Here is a 23,109-nt window from a genome sequence, read left to right as displayed (position 1 = left end):
TAATCATCTCAACAATTAAGCATCAGTCTAGCGTCCATTAGTGTGATAACTTTTGTAATGCAGACATCACCAGGCATTCACGCTTGAGTTTTGGTACAACCAAGCATGAAAATCTTAACCCAATGACAACCGACAACCGACAAATCAAATTATTGGTGAATTGCACCATCAGGCATAATGGCTCCAGCTAAGTTAGCGCCGATCAGTTTCACCAAAAGGCGATCGCCAGAGCGAATCCGCGCACCTGTCAAATCGGCTCCCCGTAAGTCAGCACCACTGAGATCTGCGCCAATTAAATTAGCAGAGCGCAAATTTGCTTCTCGCATATCGGCTAAAAGTAGATTGGCTCTAAATAAATTTGCTTCTGATAAATTTGCACCTCTCAAATTAACTTTGTGCATAAAAGTATCGCTGAGATTCGCACCACTCAAATTCGCAAAACTCAAGTTTCTTCCCGATAAATCTTTGTTACTCAAATTTGCCCGACTAAAGTCTTGACCACTCAAATCATGATTTTTCTGTGTTGATTGATGGTTTGTTGGTGGTGGCTGTTTCGGTTGCGGAGGTGATGGTGGTGAGTAAGGCGTTGAGTAAGGCGGTGTGTAAGGCTGTGAGTAAGTTGCTCCTTGATGCTTAACTTTGAGAGAACGCAATTTATCACGCGCTTCATTAATTGCTTTAATTTTTTCTTGTGCCTTTTGTTGTAAACGGTGATTGTCTTGGGGTATGCGATCGGGATGCCATACAAAAACCAAATCTTTATAAGCCTGGTTCACTTCATCAAGTGTGGCACCAGGCTCTAATTCCAAGATTCTATAATACCGTTCCAACTCGCTCATAAGATGTTTTGGTGGACAATCAAGTTAATTATGAGTAATGCATCCCTCTTTCGGCTTAATTCTTTATTAAATTTCTATTTACTGGTACTATTTAATATCATATATAATTTGATATTTTTTAGTTTCAGCGAAAAGAGTTTTAGCCACTTGACTAGCTCAATATATTATTTGAGCAGCAGTAGCTTTCAGCTAAAAAAAAATCTATATTAACATGCTAACTGATGCAGTACGGCAATTTTATCAGGAGTGCAGTCCAACAGCAGAAAACGTTTACAAGTTATTATACAAGCCAGTAGTGACGAACTAAGTCCATCAATAACCTTTTTGTTGGCACACCACTTTTAGCATCTAGCATAATTCAGCTTTTGCGGAATTATCCAATGTCTACTGCCAAATCATTTGACTTCGCCACTTTAGCCGATAAATCACGCTCAGCGACAATTATAGATAAAACTCACGCAATCCACGCCATAAATAAAGGTTAGGGTTGTCAACTGTCCATAGTCAATAGTCCATTGTCCAGAATTGAGAAATTCTTGACCCAGCTTCAACTAGGAATCCATAACACGCAGCTTTAACCCTACCTAGTAGTCTGCCAACCCAAAATTGTTAGGTGAGGGCTGGGGAAAGGGGAAAGGGAAAAGGGTAAGGGATTTAAAACCTTTCCCCCTTACCCCTTACCCTTTTCCCCGCCAAGTTTCCTTGGCGAACTACTAGGTATATTTCCATTCATCAGATAGGAATCTGATCTTATATCGGTCATGAACAGGTAGGGAGATTGAAACCTAACTACAAAGGAGGCTTTCTCAGTGCAGACTAGACACAGATGAAAAATAAATACAAGTAGCTATGTAGGCAAAAATCGTGGCTTCATGTCCACAATCGCCTTCAAGCTAAGTTTTACTGCTAATAGTAAAATTATTACAAAATGTAAATACGTAGTATGCTACATCTTGGTCTTTAAAAATTAAGTCCAAAGTCATGAGGAAAAACTTCATAGGATTACTACTTGGTGGAGTGGTTGTCAGCCTAGGACTGTCGCCATTATTAGTGCAAGCACAACAGCCGATTTCCGATGCTCAAGTTGGGGCGATGGTAGAGGCGCTGCGATTGGCTGCACCCCAAACAGGCTCTCAAAACGATGGACTTTACAGTCAATGGCAAGTCAAACCAGAAACCCTCAAAGGGTGGTCAAAATATTGTCTGAAAAAAGAGCTAACACCGACACAGTTTGAAAACAGCCCCACGACAGCACGGGAAGTTGTCTCTTGCATCACACGCCGGGAGTTAAACCAGCAATTTCGCGCTAGCAACAATAACGAAACGGCGGCGGTGAATGGCGTAGCTTGTTGGTGGATGACTGGTAATTATACAGGCTGTAACAGCGGCTTCACTGCTACCTATGTCCAAAAAGTTGTCAAACTTTACCAGCAGGAACGTGCAAAACCAACCGAGAGTCCATCAAAAGTTCTAACTAAATAGTTAAAACTATAGGGGCATAGCATTGCTCATTGGTGTCAACTTAAGTCAAAACGCTTATTCCACAGGCATTTTACCCCACCCCTCAATCCCTGCCCCTAATCCCCAGAGGGGGCCCCGAGTTCCCCGCAAGCGGGGAGGGGACGTTTTGCGTCAGCAAAACTGGGGTGGGGTAGCGCGGATATTGGTGGTACGTGATTTTGTATCAAATCACATCTTGGCAAGGGTTTCGCGTTAAGTTGACACGTATGAGCATTGCTGTGCCCTGATTTTCATAAGTTTTGGAAAAAACATTGAGAAAATTAACGCGGATCGATCGCAGGTTTGGTTTCAACCAAACGAACTTGATTCTGCTTGACTACTACTGTGATCAGAGGTAAAGAACGCTTAGCCGGGCCGTGAACAACTCTACCCAAAGAATCGTATTGAGACCCGTGACAAGGACAAATAAAGTGATTTTTCTCGAGATGCCACTCAACTGTACATCCTAAATGAGTACAAATCGGATTGATGGCATACTCGGCAATTTGCGGGCCGTCTTTAATAATGAGATAATCGACGCTATCATTTGGCAATCCCTTAACAGCAATGGGAATTCCCGGGGTGGCGATCGCTAATAGTGTATCAGCCTGAATTATCTTGCCGTCGGTATCTTGCGCTTTAACTCCAGGAAGATAATTTTGACAACGCGAATTTTGCGGGTATAAGGAACAAAGTGTTTCTAAATCTACCTCACGACTCTGGCTAGGTTTGGGAAATAGATATGCGATCGCTACTGTGGTTAAACTACTACCGACGGCATAGATTAAAAAATCCCGTCGCGTTCTTTTTCCCGCTGGAATTTTTTTATTACCAAGGGAAAATTCTTTCATGATTTTTGAAACGAAGATTTCAAATAGGTTTACATATATTCTGTTCAATCGCACAGAGAGAAAACCACTTGTATCATGAAATCGACATAAATATTCATGCTGAAACTTCGTCTGTTTCAGATCCCCGACAACTTTTACGAAGTCGGGGAGCTAACTTATCAATCATATTTATAAATAAATTGTAATAATTCTTATTTTATGTGCGATCGCTAATTAAACAAAATAGCGATCGCAGACCCAATCTCACTTGATGAAGAATTATTTCCTAGCAATTACCCATATGGCGTGAATAATTCCCGGAAGATAGCCGAAAAAGGTCAAGATGATATTAATCCAAAAATCTTTACCAATACCTACTTGCAAAAATACCCCTAAAGGTGGCAGAAAAATGGCAGCCAGAATCCGAATTAAATCCATGTAAACCTCCTGCAAATTTTATACTGAGCAGACTTGTATTTAACCGAGTCGCAACTGCCCAGTTATCTTTTAACATCTCAAAGATAACATTAGCCGATTGGCTCAGTAGCTGTGGTAGTTCCAGACAATATCCTGACTAACCACCACTGATTTTGGCTTTATAACCAAGCTTAGTTAAAATTTCGACAATTTTCTGTTTATGATCGCCTTGAATTTCAATTTCATTTTCTTTAAGTGTGCCACCAGTACCGCATTGAGTTTTTAATTGTTTGACCAAATCAGCTAAGGTTTCCGGTTTGGACTGAAAACCACTAATGACTGTAACAGTTTTACCTTTACGCCCTTTGCGGGTAGCTTGCACTTTGAGATTTTGCTGTTGCGGTGGGAGTTCGACAGTGGGTCGTTCTAAAGCAGGCGAGTTATCGTGACCATTACCAAATTCGCGATAGACAAAGCGTTTGTCAGAAGAATTGTCAGAAGGCATAAATTTTAATCAAAAGTCAAAGTTAGAACTATAAAATTACTTTACCCAGAAAAAGATGGGATTTTAGGATCAATGCTTTGTATAGCCAGCTAAACATACAGCGACATTCAAAATATACAAAAATCCTCAGTGAGAAGCTTTTGAAATGTTGATTTTTGTAGAGCGATCGCACATTGTATCCTAAGCATCTCAGATTTTTCTATAATTGGAGTTCGTACCATCGTAGAGATCAGTCCGTGACTACCACACCCATATCTCCGAGTTACCCATCTACTGCTTCTGTTCCCGATACACAAGGACGCTTTGGACGCTTTGGCGGTAAGTACGTCCCGGAAACATTGATGCCTGCGCTTGCTCAACTAGAAGCAGCTTATCAGCAATATCGCCATGACCCTGATTTTCTCACAGAACTGCAACAACTGCTGCGAGACTATGTAGGACGTGCCACGCCTTTATATTTTGCGGAACGTCTCACTGCTCATTATGCTCGCCCAGATGGAACAGGCGCACAAATTTATTTAAAGCGAGAAGACTTAAACCACACTGGCGCGCACAAAATTAATAATGCCCTAGGTCAAGTGTTGTTGGCAAAGCGCATGGGCAAGCAACGGATTATTGCCGAAACTGGTGCAGGACAACATGGAGTGGCGACAGCAACGGTTTGCGCTCGTTTTGGGCTGGAATGCATCATTTATATGGGCGTTCACGATATGGAACGCCAAGCTTTAAATGTGTTCCGGATGAAATTAATGGGTGCCCAAGTCCGTCCGGTGGCTGCGGGAACAGGAACACTTAAGGATGCAACTTCTGAGGCGATTCGGGATTGGGTGACAAATGTGGAAACTACTCACTACATCCTCGGTTCGGTAGCAGGCCCCCATCCTTACCCCATGATGGTACGTGATTTCCATGCCGTGATTGGACAAGAAACTCGCGCCCAAGCCCAAGAAAAGTGGGGTGGTTTGCCGGATATTCTCATGGCTTGTGTGGGCGGTGGTTCCAATGCAATGGGGCTATTCTATGAGTTTATTAATGAACCTTCTGTAAGGTTAATTGGCGTTGAAGCGGCGGGAGAAGGTGTTGATACTAATAAACACGCTGCTACCTTGACAAAAGGACAAATTGGTGTGTTGCACGGAGCCATGAGCTATCTGCTGCAAGATCAGGATGGGCAAGTAATTGAAGCCCACTCAATTAGTGCCGGGTTAGATTATCCCGGAGTGGGGCCGGAACATAGCTATTTGAAAGATCAGGCGCGCGCTGAATATTACAGTGTGACAGATGCAGAGGCTTTAGCAGCGTTCCAAAAATTATCGCGGCTAGAAGGAATTATCCCAGCATTGGAAACATCCCATGCGATCGCCTACCTAGAAACTCTCTGTCCTCAACTATCTGGTAGTCCGCGAATTGTGATTAACTGCTCCGGACGTGGTGATAAGGATGTGCAAACTGTCGCTAAGTTCTTAAATCCTGCGTAGGGCATGGGGCATTGGGAAAAGATAGGGCAATACGGTTCGGTTAAGGGGGAAAGGGAAAAGGGCCCATTCAAACCTTTCCCCCTTAACCTTTTCCCAAACCAAAAGGGAGATGAAAATTGCTTATCCGAACCGTATTGAGAGATGGGGAAGAAAACTCCCCACACTCCCTGATATCCCTTGCCTTCCCTCATAGACAGGGTTGCAACGTAGCCTTAGAAAGCTGCCGCTTTCTGTGGCTGTTGTCTGTGCTAATATGTTGCATTTTTAAATGTTGAGTAATAACCGAAGACTACTTAATTAAAATTATTAAAAAAACATAAAGAAAACTTCACCCACAGATCGGAGTTTTTGTCAGTAGGGGCGGGTTTATTTGGATCTTTGTTAATGAATTAGGATATCTGTGAACCCGCCCGTACAGTAGTCAGTGGCAAAGATGTTTTCAAACCGCCCATCAAGGGACGGGGTATTAAACTTTTATCAAAACAACACTTCGTGAGCTTCAGTGCATCGCTGACAACTAACAACGGACAAATGACACGCGCAGCGCAATAAAGTTAATCTTTTTTGTATCAAAGTCTCTACAACACTGACTGCCTAGCAAATAATGCGAGCTAACACAACTTGGGATAATATCACAGGCATATACATTTATTTATTTAATTAAAAATGTAGTGACAGTGACATTTGTCTAGGGGAGACTACATTATCTTTTTTAAAGATTCAAATAATTTTCATATAGTAGAGGAAGCTAAAACATCTGAAGCATGATTAGCGCTGTTTAATTGTTTAATTTTGGAGGTGATTTGATATATTTAATTTAAAGTAATTGCAAACTTTTTAAAGTTCATAAATCCTTTATATTATCCTAGTATTTCTGCTAGGAATAATAAGTTAGAGTAGAAGTCTTATCACTCTAGGCATTCAGTAATTTCCATGTTTCGACAAACTGCTTTTGGCATAGCTTTAAGTACGCTTGTCCTTGCTAGTGGATTAACAACTGCTCCTATTGCAGGTCACAGTTCCACAAACAAACCTACTGATAATAAACCTTTATCGATTTCTTTAAATCAAGGTGCAGCATCAACTACTGCTTTTAACACTACCGCTTTAGAAAAATCAGTATTTGATAAAATTAATCGATATCGTGTTTCTCAAGGTTTGGCAAAGTTGAGCCTCAATGCAAGTATCACTCGGCAAGCAAGAATTCATAGTCAAAATATGGCTAGTGGTAAAGTTCCATTTAGCCATCAGGGATTTAAAGAGCGAGTAACAGTTCTCCCCATTATCTACAAAAGTGCCGGAGAAAATGTCGCTTTTAACCAAGGATATAGCGATCCCGCATCACAAGCTATGATTGGTTGGCTGAACAGTCCGGGTCATCTGAAAAACATCCAAGGTAAGTATAATCTCACAGGAATTGGTGTGGCGACCAATTCCCAAGGTGAAGTCTATCTCACGCAAATTTTCTTGCGAACAAACTAAATTGATAGCGATGATTATTTGGATGAAATAGGCGGTAAAGTCGCAAAAACCTGGGGCTTTCAGCAAAAATCTGGATTCTGTCCCTTAAAAATGGCTAGAATTTCTGATTTATTTGCACAATAATAATGTAGTGTCTAATAGAACCTGCTTCTGTGGGACACTGCATTTATTCTTGAGTGATTCATGACATTACAAGATTTTCAGGTAAGCGATCGCGACCTTAGTGACGCTGCACTGTCCCAGTATTTAAAATCAGAGGCGATCGCTGTTGATACAGAAACAATGGGATTGTTACCACAGCGCGATCGGCTTTGTCTCGTCCAACTGTGCAACGGTGAGGGTCAAGTAACAGCAATTCGGATCGCTAAAGGGCAAACCACAGCACCAAACTTAAAAAAACTTTTGGAAGCAGTTAATGTCCTCAAAGTCTTTCACTTTGCACGCTTTGACATTGCTACCTTGCGTTACAACCTAGGAATTACCGTACAGCCTGTTTTTTGTACCAAGATAGCTAGTAAGTTAGCTCGCACCTATACCAATCGTCACGGATTGAAGGATGTCGTGCAAGAGTTGGAAAAAGTAGAGCTGGATAAAAGCGCTCAAAGTTCTGATTGGGGTAATGCTGATAATTTATCTGTGGAACAACTCAGTTATGCCGCTAACGATGTTCGCTATTTACTCAGCGTACAACAAAAACTTATTGCCATGCTAAAAAGAGAAGAACGTTGGCAGATTGCTCAAGAATGTTTTCAAGCTCTGCCAACGATTGTATCCTTAGATTTATTGCAATTTAAGGATATATTTGAACACTAATTATTCTCGCTAAAACAGAGTCATTAGTCATTGTAATAACTAATAACTAATGACTAATGACTAATGACTAATGACTCATATTTAGCTACACTTCTTTTTTCTGAGTGTCTACGTGTTCTTGCATCCGAGATACAACATTATAGTCACCAGCGCTGGGAGGAGTTAGTGCTTCAATACTGCCTTCTGTTGGGCCACCAATTGCTTTCCAAGCTGCTAAACCACCTTTGAGGAGAGATACATGTTCAAACCCCGCAGAACGAAGTGATTGTACAGCTTTAGCACTTTCCTCTTCGGTAGCACCGTAAATATAAATATCACGGCTTTTATCTAAAGATGATGTTGCTCGGTTTACCAATTCGTCACTGGGCATTGGCATTGCGCCCATAATGTGACCTTCATTATAGGTGTTGCGATCGCGCACATCTAATATTGTCAGCGCTGGTTCACCCCATTCTAAACGAGCTTTCAGTACATGAGCATCAGATTGTGGTTCTATGGGTGGCTGTTGAGGAATGATATTATCTACTAAATTGTGAGCCATAACTATCTCTTGCTGATTACATTAACAGCAATTTATCTAAAAATATACTTTCATTTGCTCTTTCTCTGGTATGAAGATTATCAGCTTCTGTCTTCAGATAGACTGATTTGCGATCGTTATTCGCGAATCTTGCGGCTTTAAAAATATTATCAACTCAATTCGGTATCCCCAATAAATACAGAGAATAGCACCACGAGCGAAGCTTAGCGGTCTGGCTTCCAAGCAAAGACACTATAACAAGTAAAAAGTAAAAACACAGAATAAAGTAATATTTCTGTTTACTTTGCTACGCATGTTATAACAATTCACAAATATATTTTTCCCCTGGGACAGCAGAACTACCTTTGTTTGATCAGTTCTTGGATCTGGTTTGATTCCCTCTGCCGTTGGCGGCGAACTGCATCGTTACTTGCTAGGAACGACAGTCAAACGAAAACTCACAAACCTTGATGCACAAAGGGATGAGGATGTTTAAATATCCAAATAGCAGGTGCATACATTGGTTAAGGGAAAGTAAAGTATATTAGTATTTTTAATACATAGGCTTAGTTGATAATTTAGCTTCTCAAGTTTCACCAGATAGACAAATCTGGTGAGAAAACTAATACTTGTTATTCAGAGAAATTTCCAGTGATGACTAATCATCAATTACCAAGCAATACCAGAACTGTGTTGCCTGGAATTATCAAAGGCAAAATTTATTTTGTTGTATAATCGTGATACAAATATAAAACTACCAAATCGTCAGAAAAATCATAGTTGGGAAACAAATATAAGAGCTAAAGCTTCCAGAAACTTCACGACTCAAGTAAGTGTAGCTGAGTTATACAGAGGCTATGTCTGGCGAGCAGTAGCGATTTGAGAATAATCATCGAGTTTTATCTATCAGCAGCCGAGGTAAAGTTGGAAAACTTCTCCCAGAAGAAAAAATGTGAAAGCATAGATAGAAGCTGTCAAGATAGCTTCGTGCAGATTAGCGATCGCATAGCGAATCGCCATATAAATAAAGGGCTAGAAACTTATGGTGATGGTTACTGCTACTAATCCCAAGATTCTTGTTGTCGATGACGACTATGGCGTTCGGAATCTTATATATCGCTTTTTAAGCCGAAAATATCATATAGAGTCGGCGGCAGATGGCAAGACGGCGCTGACTTTATTTGAGCAATTAAACCCAGATTTAGTGATTTTGGATTGGAATTTGCCAGATACGACTGGCTATAACCTCTGTCAAGAAATGCAGCGGCGCACTAATGTGTTAGTCATGATACTGACTAGCCGCACTGACGAAGCCGACAAAATTAAGATCCTGTCCGCTGGTGCTGATGACTTTATGACTAAACCCTTTAGTTTAGCGGAAGTAGAAGTTCGTGTCCAAGCCTTGTTGCGGCGCGTCCGCATCATCAACCCCTCATCACCACAACGCCTCGTTTTCCACAAGCTAGCAATTAACCCAGATGGCCGAGAGGTGACACTTAACGACAAACCTTTATCATTAACTGCTTTAGAATTTAATATTTTACATTTTTTAGCCAGCCATCCTGGTCAAGCCTGGAGTCGCTCCCAGCTGATTCAGAAAATTTGGGGTTGTGAGTATGTTGGCGATGGACGAGTAGTTGATGTGCATATTGGTCAACTACGCAAAAAGATGGAAGTAGATACCAATGTGCCAGAGTATATTAAAACTGTTCGCGGTTACGGTTACAAGTTTGAGCCACCGGAGACTGAGGAATAGGGGCAGGGGGGCAGGGGGGCTGGAGGACAAGGAGGACAAGGAGACACGGGGACGCACAGAAATAACTAATGACTAATGACTATTGACTATTGAGTATCTTTAATTACAGTTAAGTATGATTTCCTTCACAAAAAGACATATTTAGGTAAAATTAGGTAAAGCAATTTTTGCACCTAATAACCTAAGGCATCAGCAAACCCATGCAGCTGAAAATCAGTGCATCTCATCTTCCCATAGCTCCCCTACTACTAATCGCCCCGTTTTTCTTGTGGGGTACAGCAATGGTAGCAATGAAAGGAGTGATACCCCACACTACGCCACTATTTATGGCAGGAGTGCGTTTGCTACCAGCAGGGGTGTTAATTTTGATAGCAGCCGCATTAATGGGTAGACCCCAACCTAAGGGATGGGATGCATGGCTATGGATTGGCTTATTTGCCTTAGTAGATGGAACACTTTTTCAAGGCTTTTTGGCAGAAGGATTAGTGAGAACTAGCGCCGGGTTGGGATCTGTGATGATTGATTCTCAACCCTTGGCTGTAGCTTTGATGTCGTTGTGGCTATTTCAAGAACGGATTGGTTTTTGGGGATGGCTAGGACTAGGATTAGGGGTTTCTGGTATCAGTTTAATTGGATTGCCCGATGAGTGGATTTTTCATGTTCTCGGTTCTGGTGTAGATATTAGCATCGGCAACTGGGAACAGTTATTTGCTAGCGGTGAGTGGTTAATGCTGTTAGCAGCGCTGTCAATGGCTGTAGGAACAGTCTTGATTAGGTTTGTTTGTCGATACGCCGATCCGGTCGTAGCTACAGGATGGCATATGATTATCGGTGGATTGCCATTATGGGGAATGTCATCAGCTTTAGAATCCCAGCAATGGCAGAATCTTGTCCCATCTGATTGGCTGGCGTTGGGTTATGCCACAATATTTGGCAGTGCGATCGCCTACGGTTTATTTTTCTATTTTGCTTCTAGCGGTAATCTCACTAGTCTCAGTTCTCTCACCTTTCTCACACCAGTTTTTGCCCTACTATTTGGCAATATCTTCCTTTCAGAAGTTCTCAGTCCCTTGCAATGGATGGGAGTTTGTCTAACTTTAGTTAGTATCTATCTCATCAATCAGCGCGATAACTTGTCAGCAAACAAAACAGTTAATGTGAGTGACACAACTACACATCAGCAACCTATTTTAGAAGCATCTACTGCCAAGAAAGTAAATCCTATCACCCTAGCTGTGAGAGAATCAGAGCCAGAAATTTTACCTTAACCATAGTGCAAATTGAGAAAAATTCAGTCTGGTTAATTTACGGGATATAGTTTGTTGATAAATTTAATGATGATCTGAGAAGGTATGTTGATTGTATACAGTGAGTTTTTATTATGATCAAATATATCTCTGATCTAAAAAATAAATTAAGTCAAATCCTTCATGCGTCGAGACTCTATTTTTTACAAACTGTTTCAACAATCTCCTACTTTACTATTTGAATTCTTGACAAATCGTCCGATAAATGCAAATGCCTATCGATTCGATTCGGTAGCTGTCAAGGAACCCAAATTTGAAATTGATGGAGTGTTTCTACCACCAGAGAATGAAGGTGCTGGAGTTGTCTATTTCTGCGAAGTCCAATTTCAAAAAGATGAACAGCTTTACGAAAGAGTATTTGCAGAATCTTCACTGTATTTCTACCGTAACCGTGCTAGATTTAGCGATTGGCAGATAGTCATAATTTATCCTTCGCGTAGTATAGAACAAAGTGATATTCATCCTCATCGAACGCTACTCAATGGAAACCAAGTGCATAGGGTGTATTTAGATGAATTAGGAGATATTCGCTCCTTACCTTTATGGGTAGCGCTGATGGTACTGACTACGGTAGAAGAAGAACAAGCACCAGAAGCAGCAAAGTATTTGTTAACCAGAATCCCCACAAGAGTTAATCGCGCTCTTTGAAGTTGCGCATAAACCAGACTTTGATTTCCAGCAGGTCACGGGCGATCGCGTCGAGCTTGTCCTCAATCTCGTCAAACCCGTGAGCGATGCCATCAGAAATGTTCTGCTGGTTGTTCCGCAAGTGGTTGAAGTCCCTCTCTGCTGCCAGCTTGCGCTTCTCTGAGTTCCCGTAGGTGAAGAAAAGCCAGGTGATATTTCCCCCTAGGGCCAGGAGAAAAGCAGCCAATGCTATTGAGGTTTGAATATTCATAAAGATAAAGCATCAACCTTGGCTTCCAGCCTAGGAATGTCTACATTTTTAATTTGGTTAACTAATTCTTCTGTTGAATCAGTGTCAATTCCCGTATATCGCCAAATTGCAATACCAGCATTTTCAAACCAATCAGGTAATTTAATAGAAATACTGTAATCGGTGGATATTTGCGGGAAAATAATCAAATTTATTTTGTCTAAAAACAGAGAATATCGTCTGTTAAAACTAGCATCTGCGGAAGTGAAAGCAGCGATTCCTGTTGTTACATTCTGCTTAAGAAATCCCGCAAATCTCCAAGTTCTTCCTTCTGGAACAACTGTTGCAATCCGAACCGCTACAACAAAAACATCTAATGCAGCTGCAATAGATATCTCAGGTATAGGGACGGCTTTATAACCGCCCCCTTGTTTGGGAAGAAATACCGCCGAAATATTTTCATTGTGTATCAGTTCCCAATTTGCAGAATTGCCTAATTGCAATTGCCTCATAGCCAAAGTCGCTCAGTAATGAATCCTTGAGCTAATTGTTCAACCGGATGCACAAATGCAAATGGATCTAAGCCAAAGTGATCGAGCGTATCAAAGTAAGTCCCTGTGTCTAAGGAGCCAGACAGCCAATCGGTAGAAGCTTGATTAATGGCGATCATCCCGTGAAAATCTCGCAAGTCACCAACCGATACCATTAATAAATCGCGGTAATCCTCAGGTAAGCACAGGATACCCATAATTAGAGTACCTCTGGCGTAAACGAAACGCGGTTACCTTCACTTGCTAAAAAGGTTTTAATTGGCTGTTGATCAGAAATAGCTGCAACAGCCTCAGCGTAAGTTTCAGTCCCGTCTGCTTCTGCACCAAAAGGAGAAGAAACGCTTTTTGTAGCATAGCGCTTGTATGCTGTGTCAGTAATCCGTGATTTGGCTTGCTCTCCTGTTATTTCTGATCCACGGTCTGTCAAAGAAAGTTTAGCCGCTTTATAACCATTTAATCCGTCGAGAAGCACGCTACCAGTAGGAGCAGTAAAACCATTATCACGAGTTCTACTACTGGTTGATACTGCGGTGCGAACTATGCCGATTAAAGTTGTATCTGTCGATTGAGTGCCTGATAGCAGTTTAACTGGGAGAAAAATTCTTCCTACCAAACCAAATGATTCCACGTAACCTTTAACGCGGTTAGGCTTGACTCTTGTCGCATTACTGCGTTGTGCTTTATACAAAGTCTGCTTTGCAGTTCTAGATAAGTCTTCCCATGCACGTAACTTGGTAAGAGCTGCATTGAGTTCTACACCGCGACGAATGTCTGAATATTTTCCCATCTGGTTTTAATTTATTTGATTTAGTAAAATCTTCAAACCCAAGCTAACACTGCATTTTAGGAAGAATTGAACCAGTGAGAAGTTAACTTCTCGAAAAAGGATTGTAGCGTTACGCCGAAGTGACATTTTGGATAACGCTTCTCAGTCGTCCATTGACAGACACTAAATTTACAGGTTTTACCTGTCCGGGGATAATTAACTGTGCATGGGTAAATTTCACATCAGCAGTAGGGCGTTGTCTAAATTTTTTGACTGTTCTGCCATATACGCGATGTGTTCCTGGGTTAACGGGGAACTCTTTGGTATTTTCTATGAATTGAAAATTATTATCACTGTAAGTTTTATCTAAGATTCTTAAAACTGATTGCACTGTAGACTGACCTTCAGTTTTAGAAACGCATAACAGACGTAAATCAAAACCATTATCTAAATCTAAATATGTGCATTTGTATTTACCTTTCTTCCAAACTAATGGAGGTGTAGCAAATTCATTTTTAATTTCAAGTGCGTATTCCTCAGCGTCGGTTCGTGATATCGTATCAGCCGTTTTATTCATGATTCTAAATCCAATTTCACCTCGTACTTGTTCAGTTCCATCGCCGTGTTTTTCAAAGTCGTATGGTTCTTTAAAGTACAGTTTTATTTGTGGTCTAAACTTTGAATCTCTTTGGTATTCCTGTACAGGAATGCCATAAATAGGAGTTTGAATGCTTTGGGCATGACCCACTGTGATTTCAAACAACCACAAACGAAGTTGAGTCATAGATACAGTATCAGCATCATCTATTAAACAAGCTTGTTTTAAAGCCCGCTTAGGAGTTGAAATATCATCGTCTGGCTGATTTTTAAAATATGACTTTACCAACTTATTGTGATAAAGCCGAAGCATATCTTGTAAGTGTTCCCAATGGTTAAAATCTGGAGGTAATGTCATTAGTCGTCAGCCTCCAAATGAATATCAAATAATTCCAATCCTTGAGATGCAATTCTGGCTGTTGCTTTATCTTCAGCCAATTTTTGGGGCTGCTCTACAGTTGGGGCTTTATTTTCTGGTTTGTCATCTTCCTTGAGTGCCTTTAGAAATTCTGTATTAGCTGTTTGTAGTTCAGTTACTGCATTAATCGTATCTAGGGGGACTTGGGTAACTTGCTGAATAGTAGAAGCCCCATTTTGTAATCCTTCTAAAAAGGTAGTAATTCGATTCATCTTGGGCTGTGGATTCATCCATTGATAGGCTGATTCCAACACCTCACCACTAGCTCTTAAAGCATTGCCGATTTTCCCAGTTTGACCAGCAACTAACTCTAATCCATTGAGGACGGTAGAAGTTAAATTTTGGAATGTATTAAGAATGTTAGTTGTTGCCTGGTAAATTCTATTAGCCTTAGCCCAACCCTCGGTTAGCGTGGTGTAATTATTTTCACCAATCGTTCCCTTAATAGCATTTTCAATAGTGCTACCAATAACTGCACCTACGTTAATGGGATTATTATCTTTGTCCTTGGGCAATATTAAACTCAAAACATTGTTAATTGCACCCATCAAGGTTTGCACAATGTCGTTACTGAGCATAGCGGCATTGTGAACCGTTGCCGCGAAGGTCAGAATATTTAAAATTCGGTCGAGGTGTGCCCATTCATAAAATTTACCCAAACTACCAGATATACCACCGACAACCTCAGCCCCTAATTTAGTGTTGATAGTATTAAGAAGTCCAAGTTGTGCTGCATTAGCTCCAGTATTAGCAACATCAAGCCCATTGATTTTATCGTTGAAATTTTGGTTAATACTATTTGTTGCATCATCAATCTTTTTACCACTACAGCCACCATTCATGCTCCTACACATTGCCGTTCCTGTGGCATTTTCGATTTGGGGAAGTGTAGGAATGCTGGGTTTGATTGCATTAGCCGTTAGGGCAGGAATAAATGGTAATTTACTAAGTATCTCATCTGTTTTTTTAAGTCCTTCTTGATTCACCTTGTCCGCTTCTCCCAACTTTCGCTTAATCTCTTCAAACTCTTGCCTTGTAACCTGTTTGGTATTGATTCCTCCAGTCTGTTGAATCTGCTCCTTGATTTGACCGATTTCTCTGTCAGTATTTCCTTGTCTCTGTTTAAGTCTGTCAATTTCAACTGGTGTAGCGTTAATGATTTCAGGACTAGTTACTACACCATCTTTGATTGTGCTAATCTGCTGCTTGAGTTGTCCTATTTGTTGACCTATTTCAGCTTTAAAGCTGCCGATAGGAATAGCGATTGCGTTTTGAATCTCAGGACTAGTTACTACACCATTTTTAATTTGACTAATCCTGTTTAATGCGTTGTCAGCCTTGTTATCAGCATTGTTTGCAGTGTTATCAATATTCCCAATCTGTCCTTGTAGAATAGATAATCCTTGAGCAGTATTGGCGGCTGTTGTTAAGGCAATTCCTCCTAATTGCAAAGCTGCTTGTGCTGCTTGCTTGGCTTGCTGAATTTCTGAATCCTGGCTCTTGTCACTTTGTTCTAAAGTGTTAACCTTGGCTCGTAATTTTAAAATATCAACTTGCGCTACTTGTGCTTTAACATCAGCAACGGTTGCAATATCTTCTGCTTCTCTGGCTTTATTGAAAGCACTCTGCGCAGTGTTTTTTACTCCTGATATTTCACCAAGAGCATTAGAAATTTTATTATCAAGAATTGGCAGCCTAGAATTAATATCGTTGATTTGTCCTGCTTGATAATCAACGTCAATTCTTAGCTGATAACTTTGATTAGTTAAACTGTTAATTTCTCCAGTGTGTTGAATCGTAACCTCATTGACAAGCTCAAGCAAAGGCTCAACATTGTCAAGTCTGTCATTAGCTCTATTCGCTCGATTGATTCCAATATTTGCAATTTCCGCCGCCCTATCTGCAAAGTCTTTAGCTCTATTCGCAAGTCTGACTCCTTCATTTGCGGTTGTTTGAGCATTACGTGCTAATACCTTAGCTTCCTGAATTTCAACACTTTGTCTTAATATTGATTCAGTGTTGGCTTTTACACCTTCATTGGCTTTTTCAGCTTTGGCATCTGCTCTTTCAATTGCATATTTATTGAGTTGAATTAACCGATAAATCTTGCTGTCTGCATTTTCTAATACATCGATTCTATGAGAAAGAGCATCAAAATTGGTATTGCTAGCTAACAAAGCTAATATTCCAGTCACCAGCCCGGCAAGCTGCAATAATAGACTAACTACTGGCGCTAAAGGAGCCAGTTTTTTAAGTAGCTCTTGAAGTGGTCTTAAAAGTGCCTTAATTGCCTCAAATTTACTTGTAACCTCTTTTGCAATTATTAGCCCTAGTATTGGTACTAATACTAACTTTGCTTTATCAACAGATTTATCAATAATAGAATTTTCATCAACAGGTTTTAACTTGGCAACCTCAGCCCTAAGCGCGGCTAACTCTGCCTTTACCTCGTCACAACAATCAGCCATGATTTAACCTTTTTACCAATTCAGTAATTGCCCGAATATTCCCCTTGACTTCATTACAAGGTAAACAACAATATCCGGGATAGTGATCACATTCACATCTACAAGTCCCCGGTGGGCAATCACTGCAAGCTACTCTAAATTTACCTGGTCTGTCGCCAACTGCTGTAAATATATCTGTTGTGCTACCTGATTTTCTAATATGCAATCTTGCTTTGAGTCTCTCAGGTTTTGACGTCGAACAAACAATAGCCGGATTTACACCAAATTGGTTAATGTCAATATTGCCAAATTCAAACATTTCAGCATCACCACACCTCATTGCATAAAGAACATATCTATAAACACCGTTACCGCTTCCAGTGTCCACAATTTGATAATCTCTAACTGTTAAAGCTAGAGGTACACCGTTATTTGTTGAATACCATTCAATACGGTATCCAGTAGGACTATAATTTTCGGTGTCTAAAGAGAAATTTTCAATACTCACATCAATGGGTGATTCATTTGATTGATAAATTTCCTCTTTACCGTTACCAAACTGAAAATACACTTTTGGTTTATCACCAATATTGCAATAGGACATGATTAACTCCATGCAGCAGTAGGCGGGGTGAAATTTGCAGTTCTGTGAGTAGTGAGTGACACACTAAACTCATCAATGTAACCTTGCATTGGCGAGACGTTGTAAGCCCCATAGGTTGCTTGATTATAAGGACTTACGCCTAAAGCTAGAGTAGGATTCTTTATGCTTAAAGCATTGGTGTTACTTCCTTGCAATGCACCGTCAATAAAAAATCTATTTGTCCCATCTACCCGACTTAAACAAAGGTGATGCCATTGTTCAAGGCTCGGAATTGACACCGATTCAATGTAACTATCAGAATCAAAATCACCTACCAAACAATTCCATTTTTTAGCCCAAGTGGTAGCACCACCTGAACGATTATGAACAAAAGTAATACCCTTGTCAGCTACAGCTAATTCAGCAAAGTAACCATATTGATTATTGCTGTTGAAGACAACGTTCAACCATACCCAAAACTCAATGGTAATGTTACTGTCTGCTGGGATAATTAAGTTAGCTGTGGCTTTATCACTTCCTCCGGTAAAGTTGGCGGATTTAGTACCAAATTTTTTTTGTGTGTCTAACAGCGAAGCACTACCATAAGTGCTGATAACATTTCCTTTCTCATCTGTGAAGCTTGAGCCATCAAAATGAGCAAGAAATATAAAATTCCCTAGCGAACTACTACCACCACTACCGCCACTTGATAAACCAGCTAGAAAGTTAGCAACAGTAATTTTATAAGTCTCGTTTGTCTCAGGATTTTGGAGGATTAAATAGTCACCATTGCTAGTCGCTGTCTTTGTGATAACTACATCTTTGATTTGCGTCATGTCTCACCGTCCCAAATCTCAAAAGTACTGAAAACTAACTGGTAGTTTTTATAGTTAATGCCATTGCTTTGTGTATAGTTAATCCTCCAATAAAATAAATTGAATGCATTCACAAAATCACCTTGGTTGTAAGTGATTGGTAAGCCAAAAACATCTGTAATTGTGTTGCCATTTTCATCAGTGATTGAGCCTTCAAAATTCTCCAAAATCTTTAATAAAATACCTACCACCAATTCTTCAGCAGTGTTAATGGCAGTAGGTGTTAATCCTGGTAAATCTGATTTGTAAATTACTAATGAGTTTGAATTTTGCAATGAATTCTTACCAAAGCATTGAGCCAAGCTCAAATTGTTCATAATTAAAAATCGTCTGGATCAATTGTTGATGTGGTGTCCTCAATTTGCAAGTTAACAGTCTTTGAAAACTGTCGATACTGGGTATTATTCCTTGTCACAATTTGCTGATAACTATCCTCAATGGTTACTTGCTGTTCTGGGTTTGAATCTTGGCGTGTAGTAGTTGCGGTGGATTGCCACATTTTCAGCAATGCTACTAACAATTCTTCTCCGGTATTACTACCGCTTGCGGTCAAACCAGTGACGGCTAAATCGGTCTTACTGATGGTCACACTTGTGCTACTTTGGGCTGCATTCGCTCCGAAGAGATCTGTTAAGGATGGTTTAACCATAAAACTGATTTTTAGCTGATGTGAATAAATCAGTTTTATTCGCATCGTAAAAAATAGTAAATCTTCTTCTTTTATGTAAAACAAGAATAATCACTGAGGACGTAGAAGTATTACACGGTCTACGATTGAGCGAGTTATTACTAATAACTAATTTTTTAAATATTCCAGTTTTACCTATGCAACAGGTAAAACCGGAAGTGTGAATACGTCAATTATTGTCAATGAAAAATAACCGTGAGGGACAATCGGCTGTGATCACTGACACGGATTATTCTAAGATCCGCAAGCAGATTAGAAGCCGTAAGTACAAATTACTTTTAGATTTAGCTTGGTACACCGGTGAGCGCTGGGGGGCACTGGTGCAACTGCAAATTAATGATGTTTTTGATGATGAAGATAAACCTAGGGAGTTTATTAATTTCCGTGCCCGAACTCGTAAGCGAAGCCCGGACGGGAAGCGCAAAGCCCGACAAGTGCCTGTACATCCGGTACTCAAAGAGGCTTTGGCTAGTTACAAGCCTGAGAGTGATTCTATTTGGCTGTTTCCTGACCGCTCAGGTGATGGGCCAATTACTTTGCGCTGGGCTGATATGATTTTGCGATCAGCTGTGGATAAGGCGGGTTTGTCGGCTAAGGGCATCAGCACTCACACTACCCGCCGGACTTTTATCACCAAGCTGGCAAAGCGCGGAGTCGGTTTGGCGACTATCAAAAAAATTACAGGACACACAGATTTAAAGGTTTTATCGCGTTACATCGAAATTTCGGACGATGACGCTATGGAGGCGATCGCAACTCTATGAACGCCAAACTACTATTTCTCCAAATTGAGATTTTCTTCAGTCGGCTCCAGGCAGGAATTTACGATCATCCTTATGACTTGGCGAAAGCTTTGCAGAATTTGGCCGACATGGCCTGGGACGAAATCGACGAACTTTATCAGCCATCGCTTAGAATCGACCCGTAGAGTCAGGGTTGTATCTAGCTCATTGTTGTTTGCTTGCCGCGATCGCGTTTGATGATGCACCCCATCTCCCAAGAGAACGCGATCGCATTCCCTTAATGCAATAAACTGGCAATAATAATTTTGCTTTTAAGCACTTTGTCAGAAAATAATCACGAAAAATCAACGCTTTCACCCCTACGGGCGGGCCTCTAAAAATGGCGATCGCCTCAAACTACCTTATTGAGAATGCTTGACACTATGGGAGCAGGGGGACAAGGGGGATAAACATCGATGTCGGTTGGCAAACCTCAACTTGCTAGGTAATGCTCGGAGCTAGCTAGCTAATGTTCGGAGCTATTGATAAAATTGCCGTGTGACACGGCACTTGAGGCGATATGGCAAGGAATAAAACAACTTGGGACAGTGGCAGCAGTTGGCGACATGGGAAAACTAAAACCATTCGCGTACCCATCACGCTAGAAAATCCAGTGATGGCGTATGCTAGAAAGATTGATGAATTTCATAACATTTCTGTGGATATCTCTCAGCGAGCGGGGGATATTTTTTTAGTCTTGGAAGTAATCGAAAAGTACATTGAATACAAACGTACTCGTTACCACTCAAACCAGCACTCTAGGGAATTAGATATTAAAACCCGTGCCTGGGATGAGTTGCGGAAGCTTCAGAAGCTGCTGCAAGAGAACCCAGACTTACTGTTTGGTGAGGACTAGCTACAGTCTTCAATAAACTTACGCATTGCAGCAACCGTGCCTAGCTTACCGACAATGAACAGTTGAGTACCAAGTTCTATGGCCGCGTGAGTTCTAAGTTCGGAATGTTTCATCAAGTCATTAGACAAAGAGATAAGTGCTTGTGAGGGGCTGCCGTAATATTCAAGTACCTGCAGCGCTCTTTGTTTAGCCCATTGCAGATGCTGTTCTCGACTTGTTTCCATTGTTAGTTGCTCCATGATTTGATTAAAATTTGAATTTCGCCGGGTGTTTGACCATCCGCGATCGCACTTTCAACTTCCGATTTTCGATTTTTTGCGATCGCACTTTGGGAATTTCCCCCTGGTATATGAACGTGGTGCAGCTTGCGACCGGACATCCACAAATAGCGGTAGTAATAATGCTCTTTGCCGTGGCGGGTGACTGTATACTTTTCTACCCAATGACACTGTTCTGGAGCAGATTGCCTTGTAACTGATTTTGCTTGCTCCAGAACAGAAAAATCAAGGTTTGAGCTTTGTTCGGTATCTGGTGTAACTTGCTCCAGAACAGTATCAGAAAAATTCTCCTGAGACGATGGACACTCAGGAGAAGTACGGGAATTATCAAACCCGTTACTGGCAATTTGAGTATCAACTTTATCATCCCAAGCCGGATCGTAAATAGCCGGGGGTGGCGGTGGCGCGATCGCACTCAAGTCAAATAAATCTAACTGCCTCATGACTCACCACCGCGACGGCGAAACGGGACTATCTCATAGCGAACGGATTCTGACATTTCCTTCAATGCTTCTGACCAGGCAAGTGCCACTGCTACTGGCATCTGTTGGAAATCAGCTTCGGTGATAAAGCGACGGCGTATCCAGTTTTTAAAAATTTGGACTTGCTGACGGTCGAAGAGTAAATCTGACATAATTTTCCTTTGATAGGTAGATGTAGATGGGCCGCTGTTGCGGCTATTTTTTCTTTCTTGAGTTTTAGGAGTAATCTCTTGGGATGTTCTTTGGTAGGAAATTACTCAAGATGTCAAAAAAGTCTTGGACTTTATCGGGCCAGATATAATACCAACCTTCCCGTAAGCACTTAATCAACCAACCTTGAGGATTAGAGATAATTGGTTTACCATTGCCACGTTTCTCAAATCCACCCTTTTTAATAAAGTGCTTGAGTGCTAATTCAACATTCTCAATGGATGATTCAAATAATTCTTGAGTACCAGTCGTCTGAGGATTGTAATAAATTCCATAATCAGCACAAAGTTTTAGAATGTCGTAGCGCCTTTCTAATTCCTCATACTGCTGTGATGACCATTGCTCTAAGTTGGCTTTGATTTGAGCAATAGAAGGATTGAGTGGTAATTTCTTTACAACAAGTGGGTCATAACCGTATTGCTCGCAAAGTTTGACAACCTCAAGTACCTTACGTAACTCATCACGTTCGCTTTCAGATATCTTATTAATATGAGTGTTGTTGTTGTTCACCCCGTCCCCGACAGATTGCTCGTTTGAGGTGTCTAAATCGCAAGTTGAGTTGCAATTTTGCAAGTGTTTTTGCGAGTTTTTTTTACGTGGTTTTAACCAGTCAAAAGGTCTTAAAATTACTCTGTATGCTGTATTGCTAAATTCTTTAACGATGTGAACTATGCGGTTGTTAACTAGCCAGTGAAATTTCTTTTTCATCCACCACCGAGCAAATTTACTACCTCTATGCTTGTCGGTGAATTTCTCAAAGTCTTCTAGGTCAATCTCGATTTGAGTGCCTATCTTTCCCTGTATTGCTATCCATTCCCACAATGCTTGAGTCAGAGGAATGGTATTATATTCAAGGAAAAATGCCAGTTCTTTTTCTGTCCTAGGTGACAGAGTTTTTGGGGATTTTAATGTCATAATTTAGTCAGGTTTTGTAGTTTGCCTCCTAGCGGTTGTAGCTGCTAGGAAGCACATTTTTAAGCATTTGAAATCAGGTTGTTAGCTGTTAATAAGACTTGAGATAAAAAACACCACTACCGCCGCAATCATCACAGCAGTCTCGGTAAGTGTTTCCTTCCCACTCCTCTACTACTTCGCCACCACCGCCACAGGTAGGGCATTCTATTTCTTCAAATTCCAGTCCAATTTGGTATTCTTCAACCTGTCCGGTGTTGAAGACCTCGGTCTTTTTCTTGGGTTTGTTGTTGGTCATTGGTCATTGGTCATTGGTCATTGGACAACCGCGATCGCACTT

At 40.8% G+C, this 23,109-nt stretch carries 30 protein-coding genes and 1 pseudogene; 11 read left to right on the top strand and 20 right to left on the bottom strand.

What is annotated here, in order from left to right; all coding sequences use genetic code 11:
• Positions 1 to 149 precede the first annotated feature (149 nt).
• Positions 150 to 839 (bottom strand): pentapeptide repeat-containing protein, encoded by a 690-nt coding sequence (locus AACU32_RS10890; RefSeq protein ID WP_096599581.1) that lies wholly within the window; start codon positions 837 to 839, stop codon positions 150 to 152.
• Between the two features lie 981 nt (positions 840 to 1,820).
• On the opposite strand from AACU32_RS10890, the gene AACU32_RS10885 reads away from it, so the two are divergent.
• Complete coding sequence (locus AACU32_RS10885) at positions 1,821 to 2,321, top strand: hypothetical protein (protein ID WP_096599580.1); 501 nt, start codon at positions 1,821 to 1,823, stop codon at positions 2,319 to 2,321.
• A 299-nt stretch (positions 2,322 to 2,620) separates the two neighbouring features.
• Here AACU32_RS10885 and AACU32_RS10880 read toward each other — a convergent pair whose 3' ends face one another.
• The 3 genes from AACU32_RS10880 to AACU32_RS10870 all read right to left on the bottom strand — a co-directional run bounded on the left by AACU32_RS10880 (position 2,621) and on the right by AACU32_RS10870 (position 4,091).
• Positions 2,621 to 3,190 carry a Rieske 2Fe-2S domain-containing protein gene (locus tag AACU32_RS10880; RefSeq protein ID WP_096599579.1) on the bottom strand — a complete coding sequence of 190 codons (570 nt, stop codon included), beginning with the start codon at positions 3,188 to 3,190 and terminating at the stop codon, positions 2,621 to 2,623.
• A 258-nt stretch (positions 3,191 to 3,448) separates the two neighbouring features.
• Positions 3,449 to 3,607: a YqaE/Pmp3 family membrane protein gene (locus AACU32_RS10875; RefSeq protein ID WP_096599578.1), complete on the bottom strand. Its 159-nt coding sequence runs from the start codon at positions 3,605 to 3,607 to the stop codon at positions 3,449 to 3,451.
• Between the two features lie 136 nt (positions 3,608 to 3,743).
• The gene (locus tag AACU32_RS10870; protein WP_096599577.1) at positions 3,744 to 4,091 is read right to left on the bottom strand and encodes a translation initiation factor; all 348 of its coding nucleotides are present in this window, start codon (positions 4,089 to 4,091) and stop codon (positions 3,744 to 3,746) included.
• Between the two features lie 236 nt (positions 4,092 to 4,327).
• Here AACU32_RS10870 and trpB point away from each other — a divergent pair, with 236 nt between their 5' ends.
• From trpB to AACU32_RS10855, 3 genes are all read left to right on the top strand, one after another.
• Positions 4,328 to 5,569: a tryptophan synthase subunit beta gene (trpB, locus tag AACU32_RS10865; protein ID WP_096599576.1), complete on the top strand. Its 1,242-nt coding sequence runs from the start codon at positions 4,328 to 4,330 to the stop codon at positions 5,567 to 5,569.
• Between the two features lie 933 nt (positions 5,570 to 6,502).
• A complete protein-coding gene (locus tag AACU32_RS10860; RefSeq protein ID WP_096599575.1) occupies positions 6,503 to 7,051 on the top strand; it encodes a CAP domain-containing protein in 549 nt (182 codons plus the stop codon).
• Between the two features lie 183 nt (positions 7,052 to 7,234).
• The gene (locus tag AACU32_RS10855) at positions 7,235 to 7,864 is read left to right on the top strand and encodes a ribonuclease H-like domain-containing protein (RefSeq protein ID WP_096599574.1); all 630 of its coding nucleotides are present in this window, start codon (positions 7,235 to 7,237) and stop codon (positions 7,862 to 7,864) included.
• 85 nt (positions 7,865 to 7,949) lie between these two features.
• Here the strand turns inward: AACU32_RS10855 and AACU32_RS10850 are convergent, their stop codons facing one another.
• Positions 7,950 to 8,405 carry a rhodanese-like domain-containing protein gene (locus AACU32_RS10850; RefSeq protein ID WP_096599573.1) on the bottom strand — a complete coding sequence of 152 codons (456 nt, stop codon included), beginning with the start codon at positions 8,403 to 8,405 and terminating at the stop codon, positions 7,950 to 7,952.
• 858 nt (positions 8,406 to 9,263) lie between these two features.
• On the opposite strand from AACU32_RS10850, the gene AACU32_RS10845 reads away from it, so the two are divergent.
• The 4 genes and pseudogenes from AACU32_RS10845 to AACU32_RS10830 form a co-directional block, all read left to right on the top strand.
• A complete protein-coding gene (locus tag AACU32_RS10845; protein ID WP_339377759.1) occupies positions 9,264 to 9,449 on the top strand; it encodes a hypothetical protein in 186 nt (61 codons plus the stop codon).
• Positions 9,427 to 10,140 (top strand): response regulator transcription factor, encoded by a 714-nt coding sequence (locus AACU32_RS10840; protein WP_096599572.1) that lies wholly within the window; start codon positions 9,427 to 9,429, stop codon positions 10,138 to 10,140. Before AACU32_RS10845 ends, AACU32_RS10840 begins: the two co-directional genes overlap by 23 nt.
• Positions 10,141 to 10,340: 200 nt before the next feature.
• A complete protein-coding gene (locus tag AACU32_RS10835; protein ID WP_096599571.1) occupies positions 10,341 to 11,408 on the top strand; it encodes a DMT family transporter in 1,068 nt (355 codons plus the stop codon).
• 162 nt (positions 11,409 to 11,570) lie between these two features.
• Positions 11,571 to 12,065, top strand: a pseudogene (locus AACU32_RS10830) (Rpn family recombination-promoting nuclease/putative transposase); the annotation flags it as partial.
• A gap of 13 nt (positions 12,066 to 12,078) precedes the next feature.
• Here AACU32_RS10830 and AACU32_RS10825 read toward each other — a convergent pair.
• The 10 genes from AACU32_RS10825 to AACU32_RS10780 form a co-directional block, all read right to left on the bottom strand.
• Positions 12,079 to 12,345: a hypothetical protein gene (locus AACU32_RS10825; protein ID WP_096599570.1), complete on the bottom strand. Its 267-nt coding sequence runs from the start codon at positions 12,343 to 12,345 to the stop codon at positions 12,079 to 12,081.
• A complete protein-coding gene (locus AACU32_RS10820) occupies positions 12,342 to 12,836 on the bottom strand; it encodes a hypothetical protein (protein ID WP_096599569.1) in 495 nt (164 codons plus the stop codon). The genes AACU32_RS10825 and AACU32_RS10820 overlap by 4 nt, the downstream gene beginning before the upstream one ends.
• Entirely contained in the window at positions 12,833 to 13,072 is a 240-nt protein-coding gene (locus tag AACU32_RS10815) for a hypothetical protein (RefSeq protein WP_096599568.1), read from the bottom strand. Before AACU32_RS10815 ends, AACU32_RS10820 begins: the two co-directional genes overlap by 4 nt.
• 2 nt (positions 13,073 to 13,074) lie before the next feature.
• On the bottom strand, positions 13,075 to 13,662 hold the full coding sequence (locus AACU32_RS10810) for a hypothetical protein (RefSeq protein WP_096599567.1): 588 nt from the start codon (positions 13,660 to 13,662) through the stop codon (positions 13,075 to 13,077).
• Positions 13,663 to 13,771: 109 nt separating this feature from the next.
• Positions 13,772 to 14,596 (bottom strand): hypothetical protein, encoded by an 825-nt coding sequence (locus AACU32_RS10805; RefSeq protein ID WP_339377758.1) that lies wholly within the window; start codon positions 14,594 to 14,596, stop codon positions 13,772 to 13,774.
• Entirely contained in the window at positions 14,596 to 17,124 is a 2,529-nt protein-coding gene (locus AACU32_RS10800) for a hypothetical protein (protein WP_096599566.1), read from the bottom strand. Before AACU32_RS10800 ends, AACU32_RS10805 begins: the two co-directional genes overlap by 1 nt.
• Positions 17,117 to 17,707, bottom strand: a complete 591-nt coding sequence (locus AACU32_RS10795) for a hypothetical protein (protein WP_096599565.1) — start codon at positions 17,705 to 17,707, stop codon at positions 17,117 to 17,119. The genes AACU32_RS10800 and AACU32_RS10795 overlap by 8 nt, the downstream gene beginning before the upstream one ends.
• A gap of 2 nt (positions 17,708 to 17,709) precedes the next feature.
• Complete coding sequence (locus AACU32_RS10790) at positions 17,710 to 18,522, bottom strand: LamG-like jellyroll fold domain-containing protein (RefSeq protein WP_096599564.1); 813 nt, start codon at positions 18,520 to 18,522, stop codon at positions 17,710 to 17,712.
• The gene (locus tag AACU32_RS10785) at positions 18,519 to 18,878 is read right to left on the bottom strand and encodes a hypothetical protein (RefSeq protein WP_096599563.1); all 360 of its coding nucleotides are present in this window, start codon (positions 18,876 to 18,878) and stop codon (positions 18,519 to 18,521) included. Before AACU32_RS10785 ends, AACU32_RS10790 begins: the two co-directional genes overlap by 4 nt.
• A gap of 2 nt (positions 18,879 to 18,880) precedes the next feature.
• Positions 18,881 to 19,210 carry a hypothetical protein gene (locus tag AACU32_RS10780; protein ID WP_096599562.1) on the bottom strand — a complete coding sequence of 110 codons (330 nt, stop codon included), beginning with the start codon at positions 19,208 to 19,210 and terminating at the stop codon, positions 18,881 to 18,883.
• A 221-nt stretch (positions 19,211 to 19,431) separates the two neighbouring features.
• Here AACU32_RS10780 and AACU32_RS10775 point away from each other — a divergent pair, with 221 nt between their 5' ends.
• The 3 genes from AACU32_RS10775 (at position 19,432) to AACU32_RS10765 (ending at position 20,887) form a co-directional block, all read left to right on the top strand.
• Complete coding sequence (locus AACU32_RS10775) at positions 19,432 to 20,013, top strand: tyrosine-type recombinase/integrase (protein ID WP_096599561.1); 582 nt, start codon at positions 19,432 to 19,434, stop codon at positions 20,011 to 20,013.
• Complete coding sequence (locus tag AACU32_RS10770; RefSeq protein WP_339377757.1) at positions 20,010 to 20,177, top strand: hypothetical protein; 168 nt, start codon at positions 20,010 to 20,012, stop codon at positions 20,175 to 20,177. Before AACU32_RS10775 ends, AACU32_RS10770 begins: the two co-directional genes overlap by 4 nt.
• A gap of 374 nt (positions 20,178 to 20,551) precedes the next feature.
• Positions 20,552 to 20,887: a hypothetical protein gene (locus AACU32_RS10765; protein ID WP_096599560.1), complete on the top strand. Its 336-nt coding sequence runs from the start codon at positions 20,552 to 20,554 to the stop codon at positions 20,885 to 20,887.
• Here AACU32_RS10765 and AACU32_RS10760 read toward each other — a convergent pair.
• The 5 genes from AACU32_RS10760 to AACU32_RS10740 all read right to left on the bottom strand — a co-directional run bounded on the left by AACU32_RS10760 (position 20,884) and on the right by AACU32_RS10740 (position 23,067).
• Positions 20,884 to 21,126 (bottom strand): hypothetical protein, encoded by a 243-nt coding sequence (locus tag AACU32_RS10760; RefSeq protein ID WP_339377756.1) that lies wholly within the window; start codon positions 21,124 to 21,126, stop codon positions 20,884 to 20,886. The two genes, AACU32_RS10765 and AACU32_RS10760, sit on opposite strands and share 4 nt — an antisense overlap.
• Positions 21,114 to 21,608 (bottom strand): hypothetical protein, encoded by a 495-nt coding sequence (locus AACU32_RS10755; protein ID WP_096599558.1) that lies wholly within the window; start codon positions 21,606 to 21,608, stop codon positions 21,114 to 21,116. Before AACU32_RS10755 ends, AACU32_RS10760 begins: the two co-directional genes overlap by 13 nt.
• Positions 21,605 to 21,799 (bottom strand): hypothetical protein, encoded by a 195-nt coding sequence (locus tag AACU32_RS10750; protein WP_096599557.1) that lies wholly within the window; start codon positions 21,797 to 21,799, stop codon positions 21,605 to 21,607. Before AACU32_RS10750 ends, AACU32_RS10755 begins: the two co-directional genes overlap by 4 nt.
• A 64-nt stretch (positions 21,800 to 21,863) precedes the next feature.
• Positions 21,864 to 22,772 (bottom strand): hypothetical protein, encoded by a 909-nt coding sequence (locus tag AACU32_RS10745; RefSeq protein ID WP_096599556.1) that lies wholly within the window; start codon positions 22,770 to 22,772, stop codon positions 21,864 to 21,866.
• Positions 22,773 to 22,860: 88 nt separating this feature from the next.
• Positions 22,861 to 23,067 (bottom strand): hypothetical protein, encoded by a 207-nt coding sequence (locus AACU32_RS10740; protein ID WP_096599555.1) that lies wholly within the window; start codon positions 23,065 to 23,067, stop codon positions 22,861 to 22,863.
• Positions 23,068 to 23,109: the final 42 nt, after the last annotated feature.

This window comes from Calothrix sp. NIES-2100, from assembly GCF_963875285.1.
Lineage (GTDB): Bacteria > Cyanobacteriota > Cyanobacteriia > Cyanobacteriales > Nostocaceae > Aulosira.
The sequence above is the reverse complement of the archived record's forward strand: the minus strand, read 5'-3'. Positions and strand labels throughout refer to the sequence as shown.

Coding starts and splice junctions, on each gene's coding strand:
- AACU32_RS10765 (WP_096599560.1), top strand. CDS start 20,552: ATGGCAAGGAATAAAACAACTTGGGACAGTGGCAGCAGTTGGCGACAT.
- AACU32_RS10850 (WP_096599573.1), bottom strand. CDS start 8,405: ATGGCTCACAATTTAGTAGATAATATCATTCCTCAACAGCCACCCATA.
- AACU32_RS10820 (WP_096599569.1), bottom strand. CDS start 12,836: ATGAGGCAATTGCAATTAGGCAATTCTGCAAATTGGGAACTGATACAC.
- AACU32_RS10790 (WP_096599564.1), bottom strand. CDS start 18,522: ATGACGCAAATCAAAGATGTAGTTATCACAAAGACAGCGACTAGCAAT.
- AACU32_RS10890 (WP_096599581.1), bottom strand. CDS start 839: ATGAGCGAGTTGGAACGGTATTATAGAATCTTGGAATTAGAGCCTGGT.
- AACU32_RS10810 (WP_096599567.1), bottom strand. CDS start 13,662: ATGGGAAAATATTCAGACATTCGTCGCGGTGTAGAACTCAATGCAGCT.
- AACU32_RS10780 (WP_096599562.1), bottom strand. CDS start 19,210: ATGGTTAAACCATCCTTAACAGATCTCTTCGGAGCGAATGCAGCCCAA.
- AACU32_RS10875 (WP_096599578.1), bottom strand. CDS start 3,607: ATGGATTTAATTCGGATTCTGGCTGCCATTTTTCTGCCACCTTTAGGG.
- AACU32_RS10860 (WP_096599575.1), top strand. CDS start 6,503: ATGTTTCGACAAACTGCTTTTGGCATAGCTTTAAGTACGCTTGTCCTT.
- AACU32_RS10835 (WP_096599571.1), top strand. CDS start 10,341: ATGCAGCTGAAAATCAGTGCATCTCATCTTCCCATAGCTCCCCTACTA.
- AACU32_RS10755 (WP_096599558.1), bottom strand. CDS start 21,608: ATGAGGCAGTTAGATTTATTTGACTTGAGTGCGATCGCGCCACCGCCA.
- AACU32_RS10840 (WP_096599572.1), top strand. CDS start 9,427: ATGGTGATGGTTACTGCTACTAATCCCAAGATTCTTGTTGTCGATGAC.
- AACU32_RS10770 (WP_339377757.1), top strand. CDS start 20,010: ATGAACGCCAAACTACTATTTCTCCAAATTGAGATTTTCTTCAGTCGG.
- AACU32_RS10760 (WP_339377756.1), bottom strand. CDS start 21,126: ATGGAGCAACTAACAATGGAAACAAGTCGAGAACAGCATCTGCAATGG.
- AACU32_RS10815 (WP_096599568.1), bottom strand. CDS start 13,072: ATGGGTATCCTGTGCTTACCTGAGGATTACCGCGATTTATTAATGGTA.
- AACU32_RS10745 (WP_096599556.1), bottom strand. CDS start 22,772: ATGACATTAAAATCCCCAAAAACTCTGTCACCTAGGACAGAAAAAGAA.
- AACU32_RS10885 (WP_096599580.1), top strand. CDS start 1,821: ATGAGGAAAAACTTCATAGGATTACTACTTGGTGGAGTGGTTGTCAGC.
- AACU32_RS10870 (WP_096599577.1), bottom strand. CDS start 4,091: ATGCCTTCTGACAATTCTTCTGACAAACGCTTTGTCTATCGCGAATTT.
- AACU32_RS10855 (WP_096599574.1), top strand. CDS start 7,235: ATGACATTACAAGATTTTCAGGTAAGCGATCGCGACCTTAGTGACGCT.
- AACU32_RS10785 (WP_096599563.1), bottom strand. CDS start 18,878: ATGAACAATTTGAGCTTGGCTCAATGCTTTGGTAAGAATTCATTGCAA.
- AACU32_RS10805 (WP_339377758.1), bottom strand. CDS start 14,596: ATGACATTACCTCCAGATTTTAACCATTGGGAACACTTACAAGATATG.
- AACU32_RS10825 (WP_096599570.1), bottom strand. CDS start 12,345: ATGAATATTCAAACCTCAATAGCATTGGCTGCTTTTCTCCTGGCCCTA.
- AACU32_RS10795 (WP_096599565.1), bottom strand. CDS start 17,707: ATGTCCTATTGCAATATTGGTGATAAACCAAAAGTGTATTTTCAGTTT.
- AACU32_RS10880 (WP_096599579.1), bottom strand. CDS start 3,190: ATGAAAGAATTTTCCCTTGGTAATAAAAAAATTCCAGCGGGAAAAAGA.
- AACU32_RS10775 (WP_096599561.1), top strand. CDS start 19,432: ATGAAAAATAACCGTGAGGGACAATCGGCTGTGATCACTGACACGGAT.
- AACU32_RS10800 (WP_096599566.1), bottom strand. CDS start 17,124: ATGGCTGATTGTTGTGACGAGGTAAAGGCAGAGTTAGCCGCGCTTAGG.
- AACU32_RS10740 (WP_096599555.1), bottom strand. CDS start 23,067: ATGACCAACAACAAACCCAAGAAAAAGACCGAGGTCTTCAACACCGGA.
- AACU32_RS10750 (WP_096599557.1), bottom strand. CDS start 21,799: ATGTCAGATTTACTCTTCGACCGTCAGCAAGTCCAAATTTTTAAAAAC.